The organism is Parageobacillus sp. KH3-4, assembly GCF_022846435.1.
Lineage (GTDB): Bacteria > Bacillota > Bacilli > Bacillales > Anoxybacillaceae > Parageobacillus > Parageobacillus thermoglucosidasius_A.
This window is the reverse complement of the sequence record NZ_AP025627.1, coordinates 1,424,555-1,442,347: the sequence shown is the minus strand read 5'-3', so window position 1 is coordinate 1,442,347 and position 17,793 is coordinate 1,424,555. Positions and strand designations below refer to the sequence as shown.

Annotated in this window: 17 protein-coding genes and 1 pseudogene; 2 read left to right on the top strand and 16 right to left on the bottom strand. The window is 44.6% G+C overall.

The window, feature by feature from the left end; all coding sequences use genetic code 11:
- Positions 1-173: 173 nt before the first annotated feature.
- On the top strand, positions 174-308 hold the full coding sequence (locus MWM02_RS19365) for a hypothetical protein (protein ID WP_256462208.1): 135 nt from the start codon (positions 174-176) through the stop codon (positions 306-308).
- Between the two features lie 97 nt (positions 309-405).
- On the opposite strand, the gene MWM02_RS07530 is transcribed toward MWM02_RS19365, so the two are convergent.
- From MWM02_RS07530 to MWM02_RS07460, 15 genes and pseudogenes are all read right to left on the bottom strand, one after another.
- Positions 406-1,167, bottom strand: coding sequence for a zinc ribbon domain-containing protein (locus tag MWM02_RS07530; protein WP_244403355.1), 762 nt, complete (start codon positions 1,165-1,167; stop codon positions 406-408).
- A gap of 85 nt (positions 1,168-1,252) precedes the next feature.
- Positions 1,253-1,834, bottom strand: a complete 582-nt coding sequence (locus MWM02_RS07525; protein ID WP_244403354.1) for a histidine phosphatase family protein — start codon at positions 1,832-1,834, stop codon at positions 1,253-1,255.
- Positions 1,835-1,861: 27 nt separating this feature from the next.
- Complete coding sequence (locus MWM02_RS07520) at positions 1,862-3,127, bottom strand: MDR family MFS transporter (RefSeq protein WP_244403353.1); 1,266 nt, start codon at positions 3,125-3,127, stop codon at positions 1,862-1,864.
- A gap of 366 nt (positions 3,128-3,493) precedes the next feature.
- Positions 3,494-4,207 carry a CAP domain-containing protein gene (locus tag MWM02_RS07515; RefSeq protein WP_244403352.1) on the bottom strand — a complete coding sequence of 238 codons (714 nt, stop codon included), beginning with the start codon at positions 4,205-4,207 and terminating at the stop codon, positions 3,494-3,496.
- A 981-nt stretch (positions 4,208-5,188) separates the two neighbouring features.
- Positions 5,189-5,365 carry a hypothetical protein gene (locus MWM02_RS07510; RefSeq protein WP_244403351.1) on the bottom strand — a complete coding sequence of 59 codons (177 nt, stop codon included), beginning with the start codon at positions 5,363-5,365 and terminating at the stop codon, positions 5,189-5,191.
- 405 nt (positions 5,366-5,770) lie between these two features.
- Positions 5,771-7,219 (bottom strand): dihydrolipoyl dehydrogenase, encoded by a 1,449-nt coding sequence (lpdA, locus tag MWM02_RS07505; protein ID WP_244403350.1) that lies wholly within the window; start codon positions 7,217-7,219, stop codon positions 5,771-5,773.
- Positions 7,220-8,473: a dihydrolipoamide acetyltransferase family protein gene (locus MWM02_RS07500; protein WP_244403349.1), complete on the bottom strand. Its 1,254-nt coding sequence runs from the start codon at positions 8,471-8,473 to the stop codon at positions 7,220-7,222.
- A gap of 17 nt (positions 8,474-8,490) precedes the next feature.
- Positions 8,491-9,486 (bottom strand): alpha-ketoacid dehydrogenase subunit beta, encoded by a 996-nt coding sequence (locus tag MWM02_RS07495; protein ID WP_064551578.1) that lies wholly within the window; start codon positions 9,484-9,486, stop codon positions 8,491-8,493.
- Positions 9,483-10,549: pseudogene (gene pdhA, locus MWM02_RS07490) on the bottom strand (pyruvate dehydrogenase (acetyl-transferring) E1 component subunit alpha). The gene MWM02_RS07495 and the pseudogene pdhA overlap by 4 nt, the downstream one beginning before the upstream one ends.
- Before the next feature lie 18 nt (positions 10,550-10,567).
- Positions 10,568-11,704: a Leu/Phe/Val dehydrogenase gene (locus tag MWM02_RS07485; protein ID WP_064551574.1), complete on the bottom strand. Its 1,137-nt coding sequence runs from the start codon at positions 11,702-11,704 to the stop codon at positions 10,568-10,570.
- Between the two features lie 13 nt (positions 11,705-11,717).
- Positions 11,718-12,116: a thioesterase family protein gene (locus tag MWM02_RS07480; RefSeq protein ID WP_244403348.1), complete on the bottom strand. Its 399-nt coding sequence runs from the start codon at positions 12,114-12,116 to the stop codon at positions 11,718-11,720.
- 124 nt (positions 12,117-12,240) lie between these two features.
- Positions 12,241-13,035, bottom strand: a complete 795-nt coding sequence (locus tag MWM02_RS07475; RefSeq protein ID WP_064551569.1) for an ABC transporter ATP-binding protein — start codon at positions 13,033-13,035, stop codon at positions 12,241-12,243.
- A complete protein-coding gene (locus MWM02_RS07470) occupies positions 13,010-14,002 on the bottom strand; it encodes an ABC transporter permease (protein ID WP_244403601.1) in 993 nt (330 codons plus the stop codon). The genes MWM02_RS07475 and MWM02_RS07470 overlap by 26 nt, the downstream gene beginning before the upstream one ends.
- Positions 14,003-14,022: 20 nt before the next feature.
- Complete coding sequence (locus tag MWM02_RS07465; protein ID WP_064551565.1) at positions 14,023-15,036, bottom strand: ABC transporter substrate-binding protein; 1,014 nt, start codon at positions 15,034-15,036, stop codon at positions 14,023-14,025.
- Positions 15,037-15,275: 239 nt separating this feature from the next.
- Complete coding sequence (locus tag MWM02_RS07460; RefSeq protein ID WP_244403347.1) at positions 15,276-16,229, bottom strand: NAD(P)H-dependent flavin oxidoreductase; 954 nt, start codon at positions 16,227-16,229, stop codon at positions 15,276-15,278.
- 69 nt (positions 16,230-16,298) lie between these two features.
- Here MWM02_RS07460 and MWM02_RS07455 point away from each other — a divergent pair, with 69 nt between their 5' ends.
- Entirely contained in the window at positions 16,299-16,823 is a 525-nt protein-coding gene (locus tag MWM02_RS07455) for a gamma carbonic anhydrase family protein (protein WP_090949932.1), read from the top strand.
- Between the two features lie 57 nt (positions 16,824-16,880).
- Here MWM02_RS07455 and paaX read toward each other — a convergent pair whose 3' ends face one another.
- Positions 16,881-17,756, bottom strand: a complete 876-nt coding sequence (gene paaX, locus MWM02_RS07450; protein WP_064551952.1) for a phenylacetic acid degradation operon negative regulatory protein PaaX — start codon at positions 17,754-17,756, stop codon at positions 16,881-16,883.
- Positions 17,757-17,793 lie beyond the last annotated feature (37 nt).

Here is a 17,793-nt window from a genome sequence, read left to right as displayed (position 1 = left end):
ACTTTCATTATAGCATGTCCCCTTTCTTTCATACGTGCCAATTGCTGATTTTGTTTCACTTATTAAATAATAGTTATTCTTGGCGCTGTTATAGATCCCCTCCTTTCGCGCATAGGACAACATAACAGGCGAATACGATATAACAAAAAAGCTACGCAAAGGAGATGGAATGCATGAAACATATCGATTGGCAAATGGCATATTTTGTCGGAGTGACGCTACTGCAAGAATATTGGTGCTATATCGGGCTGCCGCGCGTATACTATTGGATTGCCAGCGATGGTGAAGATAAGAATAAAGCGGCATAAAACGAAAAGGAGATCATGAGTCGCCTATCCCTTTCCTGCGCAGCGTGGGCCGCTTTCCCCTATGAAATAAAAAAGATCCTTCCTTTTGCGAAGGATCTCATTCTTTCGTCAAATCGACTTCATACACTCTCGCACCGCCAAACAAAGTAACTTGTTTTGTTCGTTTCTTGCGTTTTTCTCCATCTTTCACGCTCGTGATCGTATACGTCCCTGGCAAATACGGACCGACCTTTTTCACAAACGGATCTTTCGTCGGTTCCCCCTGCACTTTCTTGCCATTGACCATCATTTGATCATCCGCCTCATCAAGGCGGACTTTAAGAAAGTATAAAGTCGGCTCAAAGACGTACCGATTTTCATATACTTTTATCGTAAAAATAGGCGGTTTCGACGTCAGCCCTTTTATATATACATGCTTCATTTTCCGCTGTTTGTCAAAATCTCGCTCAAGTGTTTCATACGCCTGCGGATGCTTCTCTAAATACGTAAATAACGGCCGAAGCGTCGTTTCATTGACGGGAAACGCTTCACCGGGTATGCGAATATACGTTTGCAAAGCGGCAACATCTTTCCTTTTTAACGCCTGTTCCAACCGCATAATCGCGACTTCTCTCCCCGCGGTGTTTTTGAGAACGCTATACCCATTTAGAATCAGCTCTCCGATGATCCATGCCGCAATGACGGCAAACCCGATTCGCCGAATGATGCGATAATATTTTTTCCGCCGCTTTTGCGCAACAATACGCGCTTGTTTTCTCTGTTCATAGCGCGCCAACATCGCTGTGCCGCTTCCCGCATTTCTTATTTCTGTACTGTTTGCCCCCTCTACATTTTCGTTCGCAGATACATGCTGTTTCACCTAACTTCCCCTCTCCTGTCTCTAGTCTAGTTCATCTTTATGCCAGAATCAGGGAATTTATGTGGAGGGAACAACGAATGCGCCGTTAGTGTTTTCTATTATAAAACGTGTATAAAACCGCATGCCAATGTTTTGCACTCGGCGATGCAGTTCGTTTCCAGCCTTTTTTCTTTAACGCAGAACCGACGAGACGATGAAACCATCCATGCCCAACTGCTACAATATGCCCGTATCGATTCGCATATTCACATAGCATATCTGCCGCATACTCCGCTCGCTTTTTCGCTTCTCGATATGATTCCACATCCAATGAATACCCACATAACCAGCATACGCGAGAAAGGACCAGCCAAACAGCAGTCGGCAAGCGCAGCCAACGAACACTTGCAAACGGGATCGGTATTTCGACTTCCCGCATCCATCCCACAATTTTCACATTACAAGAAGGACGCAAGCGCTCGACAGACTGTACCGCGCGTGGAAGCGGGCTGGAAATGACCAATGATGCTTTCTTGATCGTTTCAAGGGTGGCCGCGGGAATTTTATCTTCTTCCAAAATACCGTGCGCATCATATGCTCTCACCCATTCGGCAAACTCACAACTAGTCATCCATCCCCTCATTTGCCATTTCGATCTCCCATGACGAATGAGAGTAATGTAGTACATGCTCTCCCCCCCTTTGTCATCGGCCGCTTATAATGGGGCAGCGGCCCGCTTTGCAAACTGTCGAAACATCACCGCATATAAAGCGGCGCTGATGAACGAAAGCACGCTTAACAAGAAAAACGTCCATTCATACCCAAGCCATGTCGTTGCTGTAATGGAAAGCGGGGCGATCGCCCGCCCGATCGTCCAGCGCAAGCTCGCGGCCGCAAAATATTGCCCGCGCATCTCTTCCGGGGCCAGCTTCGCAATAAACGTTTGCTGCAGGCCCGCTGTCATCAGCTCCCCAAACGTAAACAACAACATTGTAAAAATAAGTCCCCAAATCGATGTCATTTGCCCAAACAAGAAAATTGCAATTCCATAAACAATGGACGAGCCAACGAACGCCGTCTGTTCATGATAACGTTCCATCCATCTCGTTGCCCACATGGTACAAAGCGCAACAAGCAAGCCGTTTTCGGAAATAAGCAGGCCAAACGCTTTCTCTCCACTAAGCGTCAGCGACCAATCGCCGAATGAAAATAGCGTTTGCCTCTCCACTGTATCTTTCGTATACACAGGAATCAGCAAATCCAGCTGCATAAACGTCTGTGCGGCAAGAATGCCCGCGATAATAAACAAGAGAAATATCCGGTCACGCACAATCACACTGTACTGGCGAATTTGCTGCCATAAAAACTCCTGCCATTTCCCGCGCGTCAACCCTCCGTTTTCACGCATGGGTGCAGTCTCGCGAAGCCTCCTTGCCAATAGCGTAGCGAGAAACAAGCATGAAAACGCCCCGACAAGCAATAGTCCAAAGCGATACCGTTCATAAAAAATCCCGCCAATGATTGGCCCGACGACCACGGCAATATTAACGGACGTATAAAACACGGCAAAAACGCTGCTGCGGTGTTCTTCCGGCACTACATCGGCAACCATTGCCTGGCTTGCGGGCCAATAAAACGCCCCGCAAATTCCCGCGATCGTAAAACAAAGAAATCCAACATGAGGTGAAGAAAACCACGGGGAGCTGGCAAGGGCAAAAAAGAAAAACGCCGCCCCTTGCCCATAAGCTGACAGCACCATCATCCGTTTGCGTCCAAACACATCCGCGCAATACCCGCCCATTAAACTAGCAAATACGGAAAAAATTTGCGAAACAATCAATAATACCCCCGCTTTATCCTTCCCGAACGCTTCCGTAAAATAGATCGCCATAAACGGAAAAAACATCCAAAAAGTGATATTGATTAATGACTCGCCAAATAAACGAACCTTTAAATTCTGGTCCCAGTCGCGTATCTTCATATGTATGTCACTCTCTTCCTCCGCATCCCGATATGCATATGTACCGCTTTCCAATTATACCATTATTTCTATGTTTATGCCTTTTAAGAAAATATTTTTTAACGCAATCCTGCAATGAAAAATTAAGTCTCGGAAATTATGTAAAAAGAAACTAGCAAAAAGCGGTTTTATTTTCTGGCAGCTCGGAGTTTACTGGACGGAGAGAGAATTTTTACACAATAACAAAGACGTTACCTAATTAAGAAAATGCCGCCATCTCCCCTCTAATCAGGCTATTTCGCTTATCGGCGTGAAGTAGGGGCGAGAAGCGTATAAAAAACCACACCACTAATGCTACTTAGTGGTGTGGTACAGAAACACTGACGCTTATTTTCTTATAAATTGTTGCGTCCAGATATACCCGTTTTCTTCAAAACCTACCCCAATATGAGTATAGTTTTTGTTCAAAATATTTGCTCGATGTCCTTCGCTGTTCATCCAAGCTGCCACTACTTCTTGCGGCGTCCGTTGGCCTTTTGCAATATTTTCTCCAGCGGCTGTATAAGAAATGCCAAATTTTTTCATCATTTCAAATGGCGATCCATACGTCGGGCTGTTATGGGAGAAATAATGGTTTACCGCCATGTCTCTTGATTTTTCACGGGCGACTTTGCTCAATGCTGCATCGACCTTCAAAGGCGGCAAGCCATATTTCGCCCGCTCTTTGTTTGTTAAGTCTACTACTTGTTGTTCATAAGCATTTAATCCTGCCTCATTTTCATTTGCTTTTTTGCTTTCGTTTGGCATAGGCGCCTGTGTCGCTGGCTTGTTTGCAGGAGCTTGCACATTTTCCGCTGGTTTTTGCGCAGTTGTCGTGTCCGGTTTTGCTACTTTGAAATTTCCTGTTTTATCTAAAATAAATGGAATTTTTAATTGGATCCATTTCTCGATATCTTGCACGCTAGATGGATAGACAGTATGATATTTAGCTTCGTAATTTTTTACAGCTGGACATGGAGCAGCCTCAGCCGCTTTCGCTGTAAAAGACGCACCGAAAATCGCTAAAGACGCAGCAAGTGAAAATACGATTTTTTTGTTCATGTTTCTCCTCCTCCAATCACATCTCTTGCCTGCACGTACATCATAACACGGATTTTTTGTAATATTTGTGGATAAATATGGATATTGGATTTGTTTGCCATTTTTTCTGCAAGAAAAGATTTTTTTCATAAAAAAATCCAAGTCGATCCCCCGTGAAAACTAGAATTGCAAAAAAAGCCCTTTCATGGCTATTTCATCATGTCTTGGCGCCTCTATCATCCTTTCCCATCTATTGCTTGCGAAACAAGGGTTGACAAAATGTAAGAAGAGGATAAAAATTAACATTTTTTACGATAATGTTACAATATCTCATCTTGTTTGCGAGTTTTTTACAAGAATGTTTTATCGCGTTCTTGCAATCTTTGCGACATTGCATTTACATTTTGTTACTTTTGTAAATATTGCAGTGATCGAGAATTAGTCTACTAAGGGGGGACGAGAATTGTTCATAAGCTGGTAGGCGCGGAACATTTTCTTGATCAAAGAGGTAGGTGTAAACGAATTTCAACAATTGATCGTGGGACAAAAGAAGCCTTAGATTCTGCCACGTTCAGATAAAACGTATGACTATGACTTGCGAATGCAATGCGCTCGCGCTTTATATTTAGATCTTTTATGGCATTGCAAATTTATATCCCACTACGTTCAGATAAAACTCCTATTTTCAAACAACGACAAAACATGGATGTATCAATGTTTTTCTTCAAACATTGATAACATCAGTATATTAGGTTTTGCAGCAAAGCGGCAGTTATGTTTTTGCTTTAAGTAAAAAGATTCATTGATTTTCGTTGATATTATCAAGCATTTTCAAATATTTAACCAAAGCAGAGGGTTACTGTAACATGCGAACTGCTCAACGCTGTTATATAAATAGCTCATCAAAACCCCAAATACATACAAGTTGTCCACTTGATGAACGGGAAGGGATCTCTTTGTCTCGTTTTTATCCAAAAAAATAAATCATATTATCTTTTCGCTTTAAGCGCTCATTGAAAAAATATAGTGATCAAACGGCTTTGTCCATTGCCCACCTTGATACAGACAATGATAATATGCTTCATCGGATGTCCGTAACGCTTCTTTGATAATGGACACCATTGCCATTCGATAATGAATCGGAATTTTGGCAATATGAAAGGAACAAGAAATTCTCATAAGGCACCTCCTTTTTTCTATCTTGATTTTAATTTTAGCCCATAAATTCAAAAAAAATTTGTCGAATTTTGTCAATCTTTATGATAGTTTTTCGAACTTTGTCCTAAAATTGTATGTAATATTAAGGAGTGCACAAGATCATTGTTCGCGAGTTAACGGATGCGGAAAACTTGTTTGCGGGGCAGTTAAAAGAAATAGATGAAGTCGTTTGCGAAAAATACAGCATAGTAGACTCCTAGTGGAGCGCGAATATGTCTCAACAATTTGACTGCAGAACGGAAAAAGGCGTTGTGGCTGTCTTTGATCCCGGCAATGAATATTCCCTTATTTGCCTTGGCGCATAAAGCCGCCTTCTTTCGTTCGCCGAATGGAAGCAAGGCGCCGCTTTCCAAAACAGAAGCAGTCTCAGCGTGAGACTGCTTTTTTCTTGCTCCCTTTCCGTTTTGCTGGCAGGAGATGAACTGCTTCCGCCTGCAATGCCTCTACTGCTTCTAACAAACCTTCATTGCTGCTCGGGTGCGGGTAAAAGGGAAATTTCATATCTTCCTCGCGTGCGGCCATTTCTAATCCAATAATTCCGCTCGAAATAAGCTCAACCGCTCCAACACCGATCATATGAACGCCTAGTATCACATCATTTTTCGCATCACTGATGATTTTTACCAATCCATCTTTTTGACCAATAATACTGGCATATCCGTTTCCAGCCACCGGAAAACTTCCGACACGAATGTCCTCATACTGCGCTTTTGCTTCGTCTTCCGTCAATCCGACGCTCGCTATCGGCGGAATGGAATGCGCAATCGTGGGAAGAAAGGTAAGATCGATTTCGGACCGTTTTCCAGCGATTGTTTCGGCGGCGACTTTTCCTTGTTTAATCGCTTTCACTGCAAGCATCGGCCCGCCTGTTACATCTCCCACAGCGAAAATATGGGGAAGCGATGTTTGCGTTTGATAGTTGATCTCAATAAATCCTTGCTCCGTACGCTGGATGCCAAGACGGTCGATGCCTAACCCATCAACGTTCGCTTTCGCTTCGCATGCTACAAATATATGCGACCCCTCCACCGTCACCGTTTCTCCTGTCGCAGTTTTTAATGTGGCGGCAACAGCATCTGGCGATGACGTGACGCTTTCTACTTTGCAATGCTGATAAAGTTTGATTTTCCTTTTTTTCCATATTCTCTGCAATTCCTTAGCGACCGCTTCGTCTAGCCCAAAAGTGCCGTCATTCGTAATGACGGACACTTGTGAGCCAAACATTTGAAAGCTCATTGCCACTTCAATCGCAATATAGTCGTCTCCATATACGAGCAAATGGCTCGGCAACGTTTCCAATCCATATATGGAATAAGCGTTTAAAATGCGTTCATGGTCAATGTTGATGGATGGCGGTGAAACGTACGATGCCCCGGTGGCAATGATGGCGTGCCGAAAGCGGTACACGTCAAACACTTCTCCCGATTCAACGCCGATTCGGTCTTCCGCTAAAAAGGACGCTTTGCCGCAGATGACCTCGATACGGTTTGCTTTACAAAGCGCTTCAACGCCTTGGCGAAGCTGAGTAACTACTTTTGTCTTATAGTTTTGTAGTTTGCCTAATTGAAACGAAGCATGACCCAATTCAATCCCGATTTCCTTTATGTGAGGAAGCTCTGCCATTTTCTGTGCAGCATGAGCGAACACTTTTGACGGAATACAGCCTTTGTTCAGGCAAACACCGCCGAGCTCCGCTTTTTCGATGAGTGTGACAGACAGCCCAAGCTGGGCGGCGCGAATCGCGGCATTATATCCGCCTGGTCCTCCGCCGATGATAACGACATCCCGTTCATGGGCAAGTTCTCCGACTACCATTTATATCAACTCCATTAACATTAGCTTTGGATTTTCGATCAGTCTTACGAAATAGTTTGTAAACGCCACAGCCGTCGCGCCATCGGCGACGCGATGGTCAAATGACATCGAGATGTTCATCATTGAACGCACCGCGATTTCATCGTTTTCCATGACAACAGGACGTTTTTTTGTTTTATGGAACGCCATAAGCGCCACTTCCGGATAATTAATAATTGGTGTTGCGCCAATGCTGCCGCCGAGCGGACCTACGTTGCTGACGGTGAACGTGCTTCCCGTCATTTCTTGGAGCGTCAGTTTGTTTTCTTGCGCTTTTTTCGTGAGACGTTTCGCTTCTTCATGAATCTCCCGCAGTGACTTGCTTTCGACATGTTTGATGACTGGCACGATTAATCCTTCTTCTGTGTCGACTGCAATGCCGATATGATGCTCTTGCTTAAGATGGATCTCTCCGCGTTCTTCATCAAGCCTAGCATTAAATATTGGAAACTGCTTTAACGCGAGCGACAGCGCTTTAATAAAAAACGCCGTTGCGGAAATATGGAAATTTTGCTGCTTCAGCTCTTCACGGAACCGGATGAGCTCGGTGACATCGGCTTCTTCAAAATGCGTGCAATGAGGAATCGTATATAATGATTGCGCCATTTTTTTCGCGATTTGCTTGCGGCGGCCGCGGAACGGGATGACAGAAAACGATGGTGCATTGTCATCCGCTTTTTCGAATGATTGAGCTTCCGTACCGCCGCCTGCAACCGACGAATGATTCGTTTGCTTCGCATTGTTAGTTTCGATAAAGCGGTACACGTCTTCGTCGGTAATTCGGCCGCCTCGTCCTGTGCCAACAACTTGTTCTAAATCCACCCCATGTTCGCGGGCAATTTTCCGTGTATATGGAGAGGCAAGCACGCGCCGTTCTATCATCCGCTTGGCGCAAACAGTCTCTTCTTTTTTAACAGCAAACAGGTGAGCGGATTCCGCTGTCACATTTGGCTGATTGGACATCGTTTTCACAAGGGGCGGTGATTTTGCTTCTAACCTAAGAATCGTCGTGCCAACTGAAATCGTCTCTCCCTCGGGAACGAGAATATCTTGGATGATGCCTGCGGCTGGCGCAGGTATTTCCGCTACCATTTTATCTGTCTGCACTTCGACTAGCGGCTGGTCTGCTTTTACATAGTCCCCTTTTTTAACGAAATAACTTAATACGACAGCTTCGGTCATTCCTTCACCGATATCATGAAGCTTCACTTCCATCGTTTCTCCCCCTTCTGCTAGAAGTTCACTGCTTTTTCGATCGCGTGCAAAACTCGCTGCGGCGTCGGTAAATAATCATCTTCATAGGCGAAAAACGGCACGGGAACGTCAAATCCGGTCACCCGTTCTACTGGCGCTTTTTGATATAAAAATGACGTATCATTAATAACAGCGAGAATATCATTCGCCAATCCACCAGTGGCGTGTGCTTCCTGCACAATGACCGTTCGCCCCGTCTTTTGAACCGAATCAGCGATGATATCTTTGTCAAGCGGATAGAGTGTGCGCAAGTCGATAACATCAGCTTGAATTCCTTTCTTTTCGGCAGATTCGGCTGCTTTCACCGCTACTGGCACCATCGCCCCCCACGCGATGACGGTCACATCGCCTCCTTCGCGCAATTTTTTTCCTTTGCCGATTTCAACAGTATATTTTCCTTCTGGCACATCCTCGCGAAATGCGCGATAGCTGCGCATTGGCTCTAAAAACAGCACCGGGTCAGGATCTTCAATGGCGGCAATAAGTAACCCTTTTGCATCATATGGCGTGGATGGGCAGACGACTTTGATGCCCGGCATATGGGTAAACAGTGCTTCGGTGCTGTCGGAATGAATCTCCGGAGCGCGCACCCCCGCACCATATGGGGCGCGGATGACCATCGGCACAGTAAAATGCCCCATCGTCCGTGCGCGCATCCGTGCGGCATGCGTCATAATCTGCTCGTATGCTGGATAAATAAAGCCTAAAAACTGAATTTCCACGACAGGACGAAGTCCGTTGATCGCCATCCCGATCGCCGCACCAGTAAATCCTGCTTCGCTTAACGGTGTATCGATAACCCTATCCTCGCCGAATTCCTCCTGTAATCCTTCCGTGGCGCGGAATACACCTCCGTTTTTTCCGATGTCTTCTCCAAGCAAAATGACATCTTCTCTCTCCTTCAACATCGTGCGAAGCGCATCATTAACTGCTTGCACAAGCGTTAGCGTCTTGGTGTTTACCGCTGTCCTCATCCTTCGATCCCCCGCTTCCATTGAAAATACGCGTTTTTCTGTTCGGCAATCGTCCACGTTGGTTGAGCAAAAACATAATCAAACATGTCAGCTGGGTTCGCTTTTGGATATCGTTCCATTTCGGCTACCGCTTGCTCGATTTCCACACTCGCTTCCTCCTGTACTTGATTCGTCCATTTTTCATCCCACCAGCCTTCCTGCTGCATGAATCGTTCCATCCGCTTGATTGGATCGGCCGTTTCGCGTCTTCGCTTGCTTTCTTCTTGATCGCGGTATTTCGATGGGTCATCGGAAGTAGTATGGGCGCCATAACGCCATGTGACCGCTTCGATTAACGTCGGTCCTCTCCCGTTTCTTGCCCGCTCTAGCGCTTGCTTCGTTTCAAAATACACGGCAAAAATGTCGTTTCCATCGATGCGAATGCCCGGAATGTCATACGCCAGCGCTTTTTGCGCGATTGTCTTTGATTTCATTTGGCGAGTAATCGGCACAGAAATCGCATATTGATTGTTTTGGTTGAAAAAGACTACGGGCACATTGAAAACGCTTGCAAAATTGAGCCCCTCGTGAAAATCCCCTTCAGATGTTGCTCCGTCCCCAAAATAGACGATAACCGCATTTTTTGTTCCTTTCCTCTTTTCGACATAAGCTGCTCCTGCGGCATGCGGAAGCTGGGTGGCAATCGGAACACTCGGCGGAACGATTTTTTTTCCTTCAGGCGGAACACACCCTTCCGTCCTTTCCAATATAGAAGCGTTTGCGTTAAGGAGCAGCCAAACGTTATCATTGCTCCGTGATCACGGTATGTCGGAAACATCCAGTCGCCGTCGCGCAATGCAAGAGCGCTTCCAACTTGACACGCTTCCTGCCCCTCGTACGGAACATACGTACCAATGCGACCTTGCCGCTGCAGGCTGACGCATTTTCTATCAAAGGTTCTAGTGCGGATAAGATGACGGTACATCTCCATCACCAGTTCTTTTGTAATTTGTTCGCGATATTCAGATCGTATGATGCACCCTTGTTCATTCATAATTTGCATAATCGGAAACTGAATTTCCATCGAATCCCTCCTTGACTGTTATCTGCGGATATCCCACTTTGGCGGTTTACGGTGCGTAAAAAAATCATTGCGGCGGCTACGTTGCTGCAACCGTTCTTCACAAAAGCGATTCGCTGCTTCAATCGTTGTGATATGATCCGCTTCCGCTCGGGAATAAATATGAAGGAGCGTTGAATAAATAGTTTTCGTTTTTTGTAGTACACGCTCTTTATCCGGTCCGTACAGTTCATCAGCTACTTGAATGAGTCCTCCAGCGTTAACGATGTAATCCGGCGCGTATAAAATTCCTTTCTCTCTCAACATCTGTGCATGGCGCACATCTAGCAATTGATTGTTGGCAGAACCGACAATCGCTTTTACTTTCAACACATGTATCGTATCATCATTCACAACATTGCCGAACGCACATGGAACAAATATATCCGCGTCTGTTCCGTAAATCTCTGTCCCTCGCACGATCTTTACACCCGCCCCAAGTTTTTTTCCATACGATGCAATTGCCTCGGCCGCTGTTTCGTTAATATCGCACACATATAAATCCGCTCCTTCTTCCAATAAGCGCTTTGCTATTTTTCCCCCTACTTTTCCTAATCCTTGAATAGCGTATGTTTTTCCGTGAAGCTCGCCGCTTCCCCAAATCACTTCATTGGTAGCTTGAATGCCGTAAATGACACCTAACGCTGTCGGCACCGAAGAATCGCCGCTGCCACCATACTCCTCAGGAACACCTACGATGCAGTTTGTTTCTTTCATCGCGTGAACGAAATCATCCGGCGTCGTTCCCATGTCAGTGCCCGTGTAAAACCGGCCATTCAACGATTCGACAAACTGGCCAAACGCACGGAACAGTTCCGGTGTCTTGTCTTTGCGCGGGTCTCCGATAATAACCGCTTTGCCGCCGCCAAAATCTACATCTGCCGCAAGACATTTATACGTCATCCCTTTCGAAAGATGGAGTACGTCAAATAGTGCGTCTTCGACTGTCACATATGGGTACATCCGACATCCGCCAAGCGCTGGGCCTAGAGTTGTGTTATGAATGGCAATAATTGCTTTTAACCCCGTTTTTTCATCATTACAGAATACGACTTGTTCATGCTCACGAATCTGCGTAAATATATCAACCGCTTTCCACTGACTTGTAACAGTATTCATATTCTTTCACCACCTATGAATGCAACTGTTTCTGTAACATTTGAGCGATTTTTCGCTTCAGTACAATCACTTGTTTCACTTCACCGATTCCGATTACGTGCATCTCGTTTTTCGCTTCCACTTTCGTTACGACAACATTGTCACGAAGTTCGGTTACTGTCGCTGTCACCGTCACGGTCGATCCTTCCGCTGTCGGGGCAATATGTTTCACGAATACGGCCGCTCCCATTCCTTCTTCGTGCTCTTCTAAATAAGGTAAAATAATTTTACGGGAAGCCCATTCCATGTGATACACCATAGATACGGTAGAATAAGCGCGATGGACGACATTCCCTTCAAATTGTGCAAACATATCAGGAGTAACGACCGCTTTCACCACAGCGGTATCCCCCACTTTCATTCCCGGTTTCATCTTGTTTCACCTCTCTGTTTATTACTTATAAATATATATACGTTTTTAAAACGTTATATTATTTTATGTTTTAATTCGAAAAAAGGGATAAGCTTGAAAATGCTTATCCGATTTTACTTATTGTTCAACTTAATACCGCGCGGTCGCTAGCTAGTTGTGTGCCGCGAATACGCTGGAATTCCGCCAATAATTTTTCGACTGTTAACCTTTTCTTTTCGTTCTCATTCACTTCCAAAATGATTTGTCCTTTATCCATCATGATAAGGCGATTTCCTAAATCGATGGCTTGTTGCATGTTATGGGTGACCATCAATGTTGTTAATCCGTATTGCTTAATAATGTCTTTCGTTAAATTGGTAATCAATTCTGCTCTTGCCGGATCTAAAGCAGCTGTATGTTCATCCAGCAACAAAATGGACGGTTCCGTAAACGTCGCCATCAACAAAGACAATGCTTGCCGCTCTCCGCCTGAAAGCAAGCCGACTTTCGCCTGCAAGCGGTTTTCTAAGCCAAGATGAAGCGTCGCGAGCACCTCACGAAAGTAATCGCGCCGTTTCTTTGTTACTCCGCGATGGAGCGTTCGTTTTTGATTTCGCGCGTACGCCATTGCGAGATTTTCCTCAATGGTCATATTTGGCGCCGTTCCCGCCATCGGGTCTTGAAACACTCTTCCGATGTAGCGAGAGCGAACGTATTCTGGCATCATTGTCACATCCTGGCCGTCAATATAAATCGTTCCTTCATCGGGAAATAGCACACCCGAAATCAAATTCATTAGAGTCGACTTCCCTGCGCCGTTGCTGCCGATAATCGTGACAAAGTCCCCTTTTTGAAGCGTCAAGTTGATGTCTTGAAGAGCAATTTTTTCATCAGACGTCCCTTCGTTAAACACTTTATAAATCTGATTTAATTGCAACATCGCTTTCACCCTTTCCGTTTGCGGAAACCGCGATGACCTGCGCACGCTCCCGCCTTTTCTGCTCTTTGCGCTTTTTCTCTTTTTGTTGGCGAACAATTTGCGGCATGACAAGCGCTAAAATGACAATACATGCCGTGATAAGCTTCACGTCTCCTGTTTCTAAAAACTGCGCACGCAAAGCAAGGCTGACAACAATGCGGTAAATAACCGATCCGCCGATGACCGCGAGTGTCGTTCTCGCAATCGTTTTTGTCCCAAATACCGCCTCCCCAATGATAACGGAAGCGAGACCGACAATAATCATGCCGATTCCCATGCCGACATCGGCAAATGAACCGTACTGCGCAATAAGCGCTCCTGAGAACGCAACCATTGCATTTGAAATCCCCAGACCTAAAACGATGAGCAAATTCGTATTTGCCGACAAGCTGCGAATCATACGCGGGTTATCGCCCGTAGCCCGAATCGCAAGCCCGATTTCCGTCTGTAAAAACCAGTCCGTAAAAAATTTAAACAGGAGAGTAAGAATCGCCATTGATACGAAGATTCCCCACGTTTTTACCGCTGCTGAATCAAGGCCGAGCTTCGTCCCCCATTCTTGAATCATCGTAAATATTGTTTTTTGATTTAAAAGCGGTACATTAGATCGTCCCATAATGCGAAGATTGATGGAGTACAGCGCTATCATCATTAAAATCCCTGATAAAAGAGCGTTAATTTTTCCAACTGTGTGAAGAAGTCCAGTCATGCACCCAGCAGCGAACCCGACAAAAAGCGCTAGACATGTAGCAACAAACGGATTTACTCCGCTGACAATAAGTATCGCTGCAACGGCAGCCCCAGCAACGAAGCTACCGTCCACCGTTAAATCAGGAAAATCTAAAATACGAAACGACAAATATACTCCTAACGCCATAATGGCATAAATAATTCCTGATTCGATCGCACCTACCATCGCCGTCAACAAAGGCATTCATCCTTTCGAATTTATTCGATGTATTCCGCCATTTGATCCCATTCAGGCTTCAGCTTTATTCCTTGCTTTTCTGCTGCTTGTTTATTGATAACAAGCTTTAATTTGCTCGGGTATTCTGGTTTAATTTCTGATGGCTTTTTCTCTCCTTTCAAAATTGCAACTGCCATTTCTCCAGCTTGATAACCGATGTCATAGTAATCAAACCCATACGCCGCAAAACAGCCACGTTTTAATGAATCTAGTTCTCCCGCAAAAACGGGGATTTTCCTCTCATTGGCAACACTCACAACTGACTCGATTGCTGATACAACCGTATTATCGGTTACAATGTAAAGCACATCTGCTTTGCCAACTAACGACTCTGCTGCCTGTTTCACTTCCGCTGTTGTAGAAACGGACGTTTCAACAAACTTCAAATTCGTGTTCTTCGCGGCATCTTTCACTTTTTCAATTTGTGCCACCGAGTTTTGTTCTCCTGCGTTATAAATGAGTCCAACCGTTTTGGCGTCAGTTTGTTCATCAATAAATTGAATGGTTTTTCGAATTGCATCAGGATGGCTATCCGTTGTTCCAGTAATGTTTTCACCAGCTTGATCCATCGACGGAACTAAACCAGCACCGACTGGATCAGTAACAGACGTAAATACGATTGGAATTTCTTTTGTTGCGTTTAGCGCGCTTTGTGCGCTCGGAGTAGAGTTAGCAAAAATAAGATCAACTCCATCAGACACAAAATTGTTAGCAATCGTTTGACTATTGTTCATGTCTCCTTGCGCGTTTTGCACATCATACTTAACGTTTTCCCCTTCTTTAAATCCGCCATCTTCCAGTGCTTTCTTAAACCCGTTAAAAGCAGCATCCAACGACGGGTGCTGGATAATTTGCGTGACGCCAATCGTGACCGTTTTCCCCTCCTTCTCATCTCCTTTAGCACCGTTTGTCGCTCTCTCCCCCTTTGCGCAACCTGAAAGCGCTAACATACCAACAAACATAAGCACTGATAGTCGCTTGATTGCTCCTTCCATCCTTACTTCCTCCTTATTTTTTATCCAAATTGGCATAGCGCCAATTTGCTCCTTGTTATGCACTTTTTGCAAACGCTTACAAAAAACATTATAAAAATATTTAATAACGTTAAAATAACGTTATACTAAATAAATATTATCAATCAAAAAGATAGAAAGTCAATAATTTTCTAAAAATAATAATTATAAAAAATAGAACATCTTGGCGGGAAGATGTTCTTTATTCATCAAATAAACAATTATGAATGGAAAAGTGTATGTAGTTTATGCAGCTGCCGTTTCGCTTCTTCCATCATTTTCCGAAACAGCTCCGCTACCGTCGGCATGTCTTCGATGAGTCCGGCAATTTGCCCCGCATTGACAAATCCTTCATGAAAATCCCCTTGAAGCGCTCCGCGGCGATGACGATCTTCAGAGGTATATTCATTGAACATTTCAAGCGGCGCTCCTTCCTTTTCATATTGCAGCAATTTCTCTGCATACGGAGTGCGCATAATTCTCCGCACTCTTCCAACTGATCGACCGACAATCACTGTTTCGTTTTCACTAGCATTGGTGATTAACTGTTTGTACGTCTCATGAAACGGCGCATCTTTTGTGGCAATGAGGCGCGTACCTAATTGAACTCCTTGCGCCCCAAGTGCAAACGCGGCAAGCAATCCCCGCCCGTCTCCAATTCCGCCGGCAGCTACGACGGGAACACGGACAGCGCTGGTGATTTGCGGAATCAGCGTCATCGTCGTCAACTCTAACGTCGAATTAATTCCCGCAGCTTCATACCCTTCAGCAACAATAATATTCGCTCCTGCTGCTTCCGCTTTTTTCGCTTGTTTCACTGAAGCGGTCACGACAATTATTTTCACTCCTTGTTCCGCAAGACGTGGAATAAGCGGTGCCGGATTCCCCGCTGATAACGAAACGACAGGAACGCGATGTTTTAAGACTAACGATATCATTTCGTCTACATACGGGGTTACCTGAATAGGAATATTAACGGCAAATGGCTGACTTGTTCTTCGTTTTGTTTCAATGATGATTTCCTCCACTTCATCGGGCGGCATTGTACCAACACCAATTGTTCCAAGTCCTCCCGCTTCGGATACGGCACTGGCCAGCTGCGCGTTACTAATATTGCCCATTCCCCCTTGAATGATCGGATAACGAATATGCAACAAGCGGCAGACATCATTCATAAAATTCCCACCTCGTTAAAATTGTGTTATACTTATCATAACCTTACCATACTTTGAGGGGGGATGGGAATGATTTATTGTTACAATGGTAAAATGCCGAAAGTGGACGATACAGTATTTATCGCTCCTGGTGCTCATATTATCGGCGATGTTACGATTGGAAAAGAATCAACAATCTGGTTTAACGCCGTGTTGCGAGGCGATGAAGCACCAATTGTCATCGGAGAACGCTGCAGCATTCAGGACAACTCGACATGCCATTTATATGAAGGATCACCGCTTGTTGTAGAAGACGAGGTGACGGTCGGTCATAATGTCATTCTTCACGGCTGTACAATTCGAAAACGCTCTATTATCGGCATGGGTTCCACGATTTTAGACGGTGCCGAAATCGGCGAAGAATGCATTATCGGGGCAAACACGTTAATTCCTTCTGGCAAAAAAATTCCGCCACGCTCTCTTGTCATGGGCTCTCCAGGAAAAGTTGTTCGTGAAATTACTGAAAAAGATTTAGCACTTATTCAATTGTCGATCGATACGTACGTTCAAAAAGGGAAAGAATATCGTCAACTGCTAGCAGACCGAAACAAATAAACAATAAAAGCACTGCTTTCCATCAGCAGTGCTTTTATGCTTTTCAGCAAAAAAGCGTTATTCCACAATAAAAGGATGATTATAGACATCATATTCCTCGTCTTTTTTCTCCAATTCATTTCCATCCATAAACACGGATTCAAAAAAACGGTTAGCCGGAACAGCTAATTCCTTGTAATATTCACTAAATAACGCGGCAGCATGGCTTCCCATCCATCGTTTCGGAAGCAATTCTTCCGGTAGTCCCGGATCGATAAACAGAAACTTGCGATATTCGTGCACGAGCTTCGTTCTCTCGACAAAACACTCTGCATCCGACATTTCGCCGCGCTGAATTTTATGTTTATCAATAATGTATTTTTGGCTATAAACAGAAATAAACTCCTCATACTTTTGGTTAATTTCATCCAAGTTCCAACATTTCTCTACTAATCGCTTGTTCGTGTGCGGTCCGTCATATTGCGCGATAAAGAAATCGACGTACGGTTCAATCTCATATTTATCGATTAAATCATACACCTGCTTTTCTAAATTATTCGGAGAAATCCAGCAACTGTTGGAAATCGTGCCAAAACCGCTCCAAACGAGCTCTTTGCGCAATTCGTCTCGCACATTCCGTATTTCTTCTGGAATCGTATACACCAAAATACGCCACTTGCCGTCCCATTTTTCAGGGCGAATTTTATAAATGCGTTTTGCTGCTTCTTCCATACGTTTGATGCCGCGTTCAGTCAACGAATAATAGCTTTTATTTCCCTTTTTTTCAGCCTTTACCCATCCTTGCTTACTCATTCGCGAAATCGCAGCGCGAACCGCTTGGTCATTATGTCCAAACTCTTTTAATAAGCGGATTAGACTGCCAATCCAAATTTTGTTTCCGTAATGACGGATATAATCACCGTAAATGGTAAAAATCATCGACCGCGTATTCATACTCATTATGGACACCCTTTATCTCGTTTTCAAGACA

Excerpts from the sequence above, each read along its gene's own strand:
- MWM02_RS19365 (WP_256462208.1), top strand. The coding sequence starts at position 174 with ATGAAACATATCGATTGGCAAATGGCATATTTTGTCGGAGTGACGCTA.
- MWM02_RS07525 (WP_244403354.1), bottom strand. The coding sequence starts at position 1,834 with ATGTACTACATTACTCTCATTCGTCATGGGAGATCGAAATGGCAAATG.
- MWM02_RS07520 (WP_244403353.1), bottom strand. The coding sequence starts at position 3,127 with ATGAAGATACGCGACTGGGACCAGAATTTAAAGGTTCGTTTATTTGGC.
- MWM02_RS07515 (WP_244403352.1), bottom strand. The coding sequence starts at position 4,207 with ATGAACAAAAAAATCGTATTTTCACTTGCTGCGTCTTTAGCGATTTTC.
- MWM02_RS07510 (WP_244403351.1), bottom strand. The coding sequence starts at position 5,365 with ATGAGAATTTCTTGTTCCTTTCATATTGCCAAAATTCCGATTCATTAT.
- lpdA (WP_244403350.1), bottom strand. The coding sequence starts at position 7,219 with ATGGTAGTCGGAGAACTTGCCCATGAACGGGATGTCGTTATCATCGGC.
- MWM02_RS07500 (WP_244403349.1), bottom strand. The coding sequence starts at position 8,473 with ATGGAAGTGAAGCTTCATGATATCGGTGAAGGAATGACCGAAGCTGTC.
- MWM02_RS07495 (WP_064551578.1), bottom strand. The coding sequence starts at position 9,486 with ATGAGGACAGCGGTAAACACCAAGACGCTAACGCTTGTGCAAGCAGTT.
- MWM02_RS07485 (WP_064551574.1), bottom strand. The coding sequence starts at position 11,704 with ATGAATACTGTTACAAGTCAGTGGAAAGCGGTTGATATATTTACGCAG.
- MWM02_RS07480 (WP_244403348.1), bottom strand. The coding sequence starts at position 12,116 with ATGAAACCGGGAATGAAAGTGGGGGATACCGCTGTGGTGAAAGCGGTC.
- MWM02_RS07475 (WP_064551569.1), bottom strand. The coding sequence starts at position 13,035 with ATGTTGCAATTAAATCAGATTTATAAAGTGTTTAACGAAGGGACGTCT.
- MWM02_RS07465 (WP_064551565.1), bottom strand. The coding sequence starts at position 15,036 with ATGGAAGGAGCAATCAAGCGACTATCAGTGCTTATGTTTGTTGGTATG.
- MWM02_RS07460 (WP_244403347.1), bottom strand. The coding sequence starts at position 16,229 with ATGAATGATGTCTGCCGCTTGTTGCATATTCGTTATCCGATCATTCAA.
- MWM02_RS07455 (WP_090949932.1), top strand. The coding sequence starts at position 16,299 with ATGATTTATTGTTACAATGGTAAAATGCCGAAAGTGGACGATACAGTA.
- paaX (WP_064551952.1), bottom strand. The coding sequence starts at position 17,756 with ATGAATACGCGGTCGATGATTTTTACCATTTACGGTGATTATATCCGT.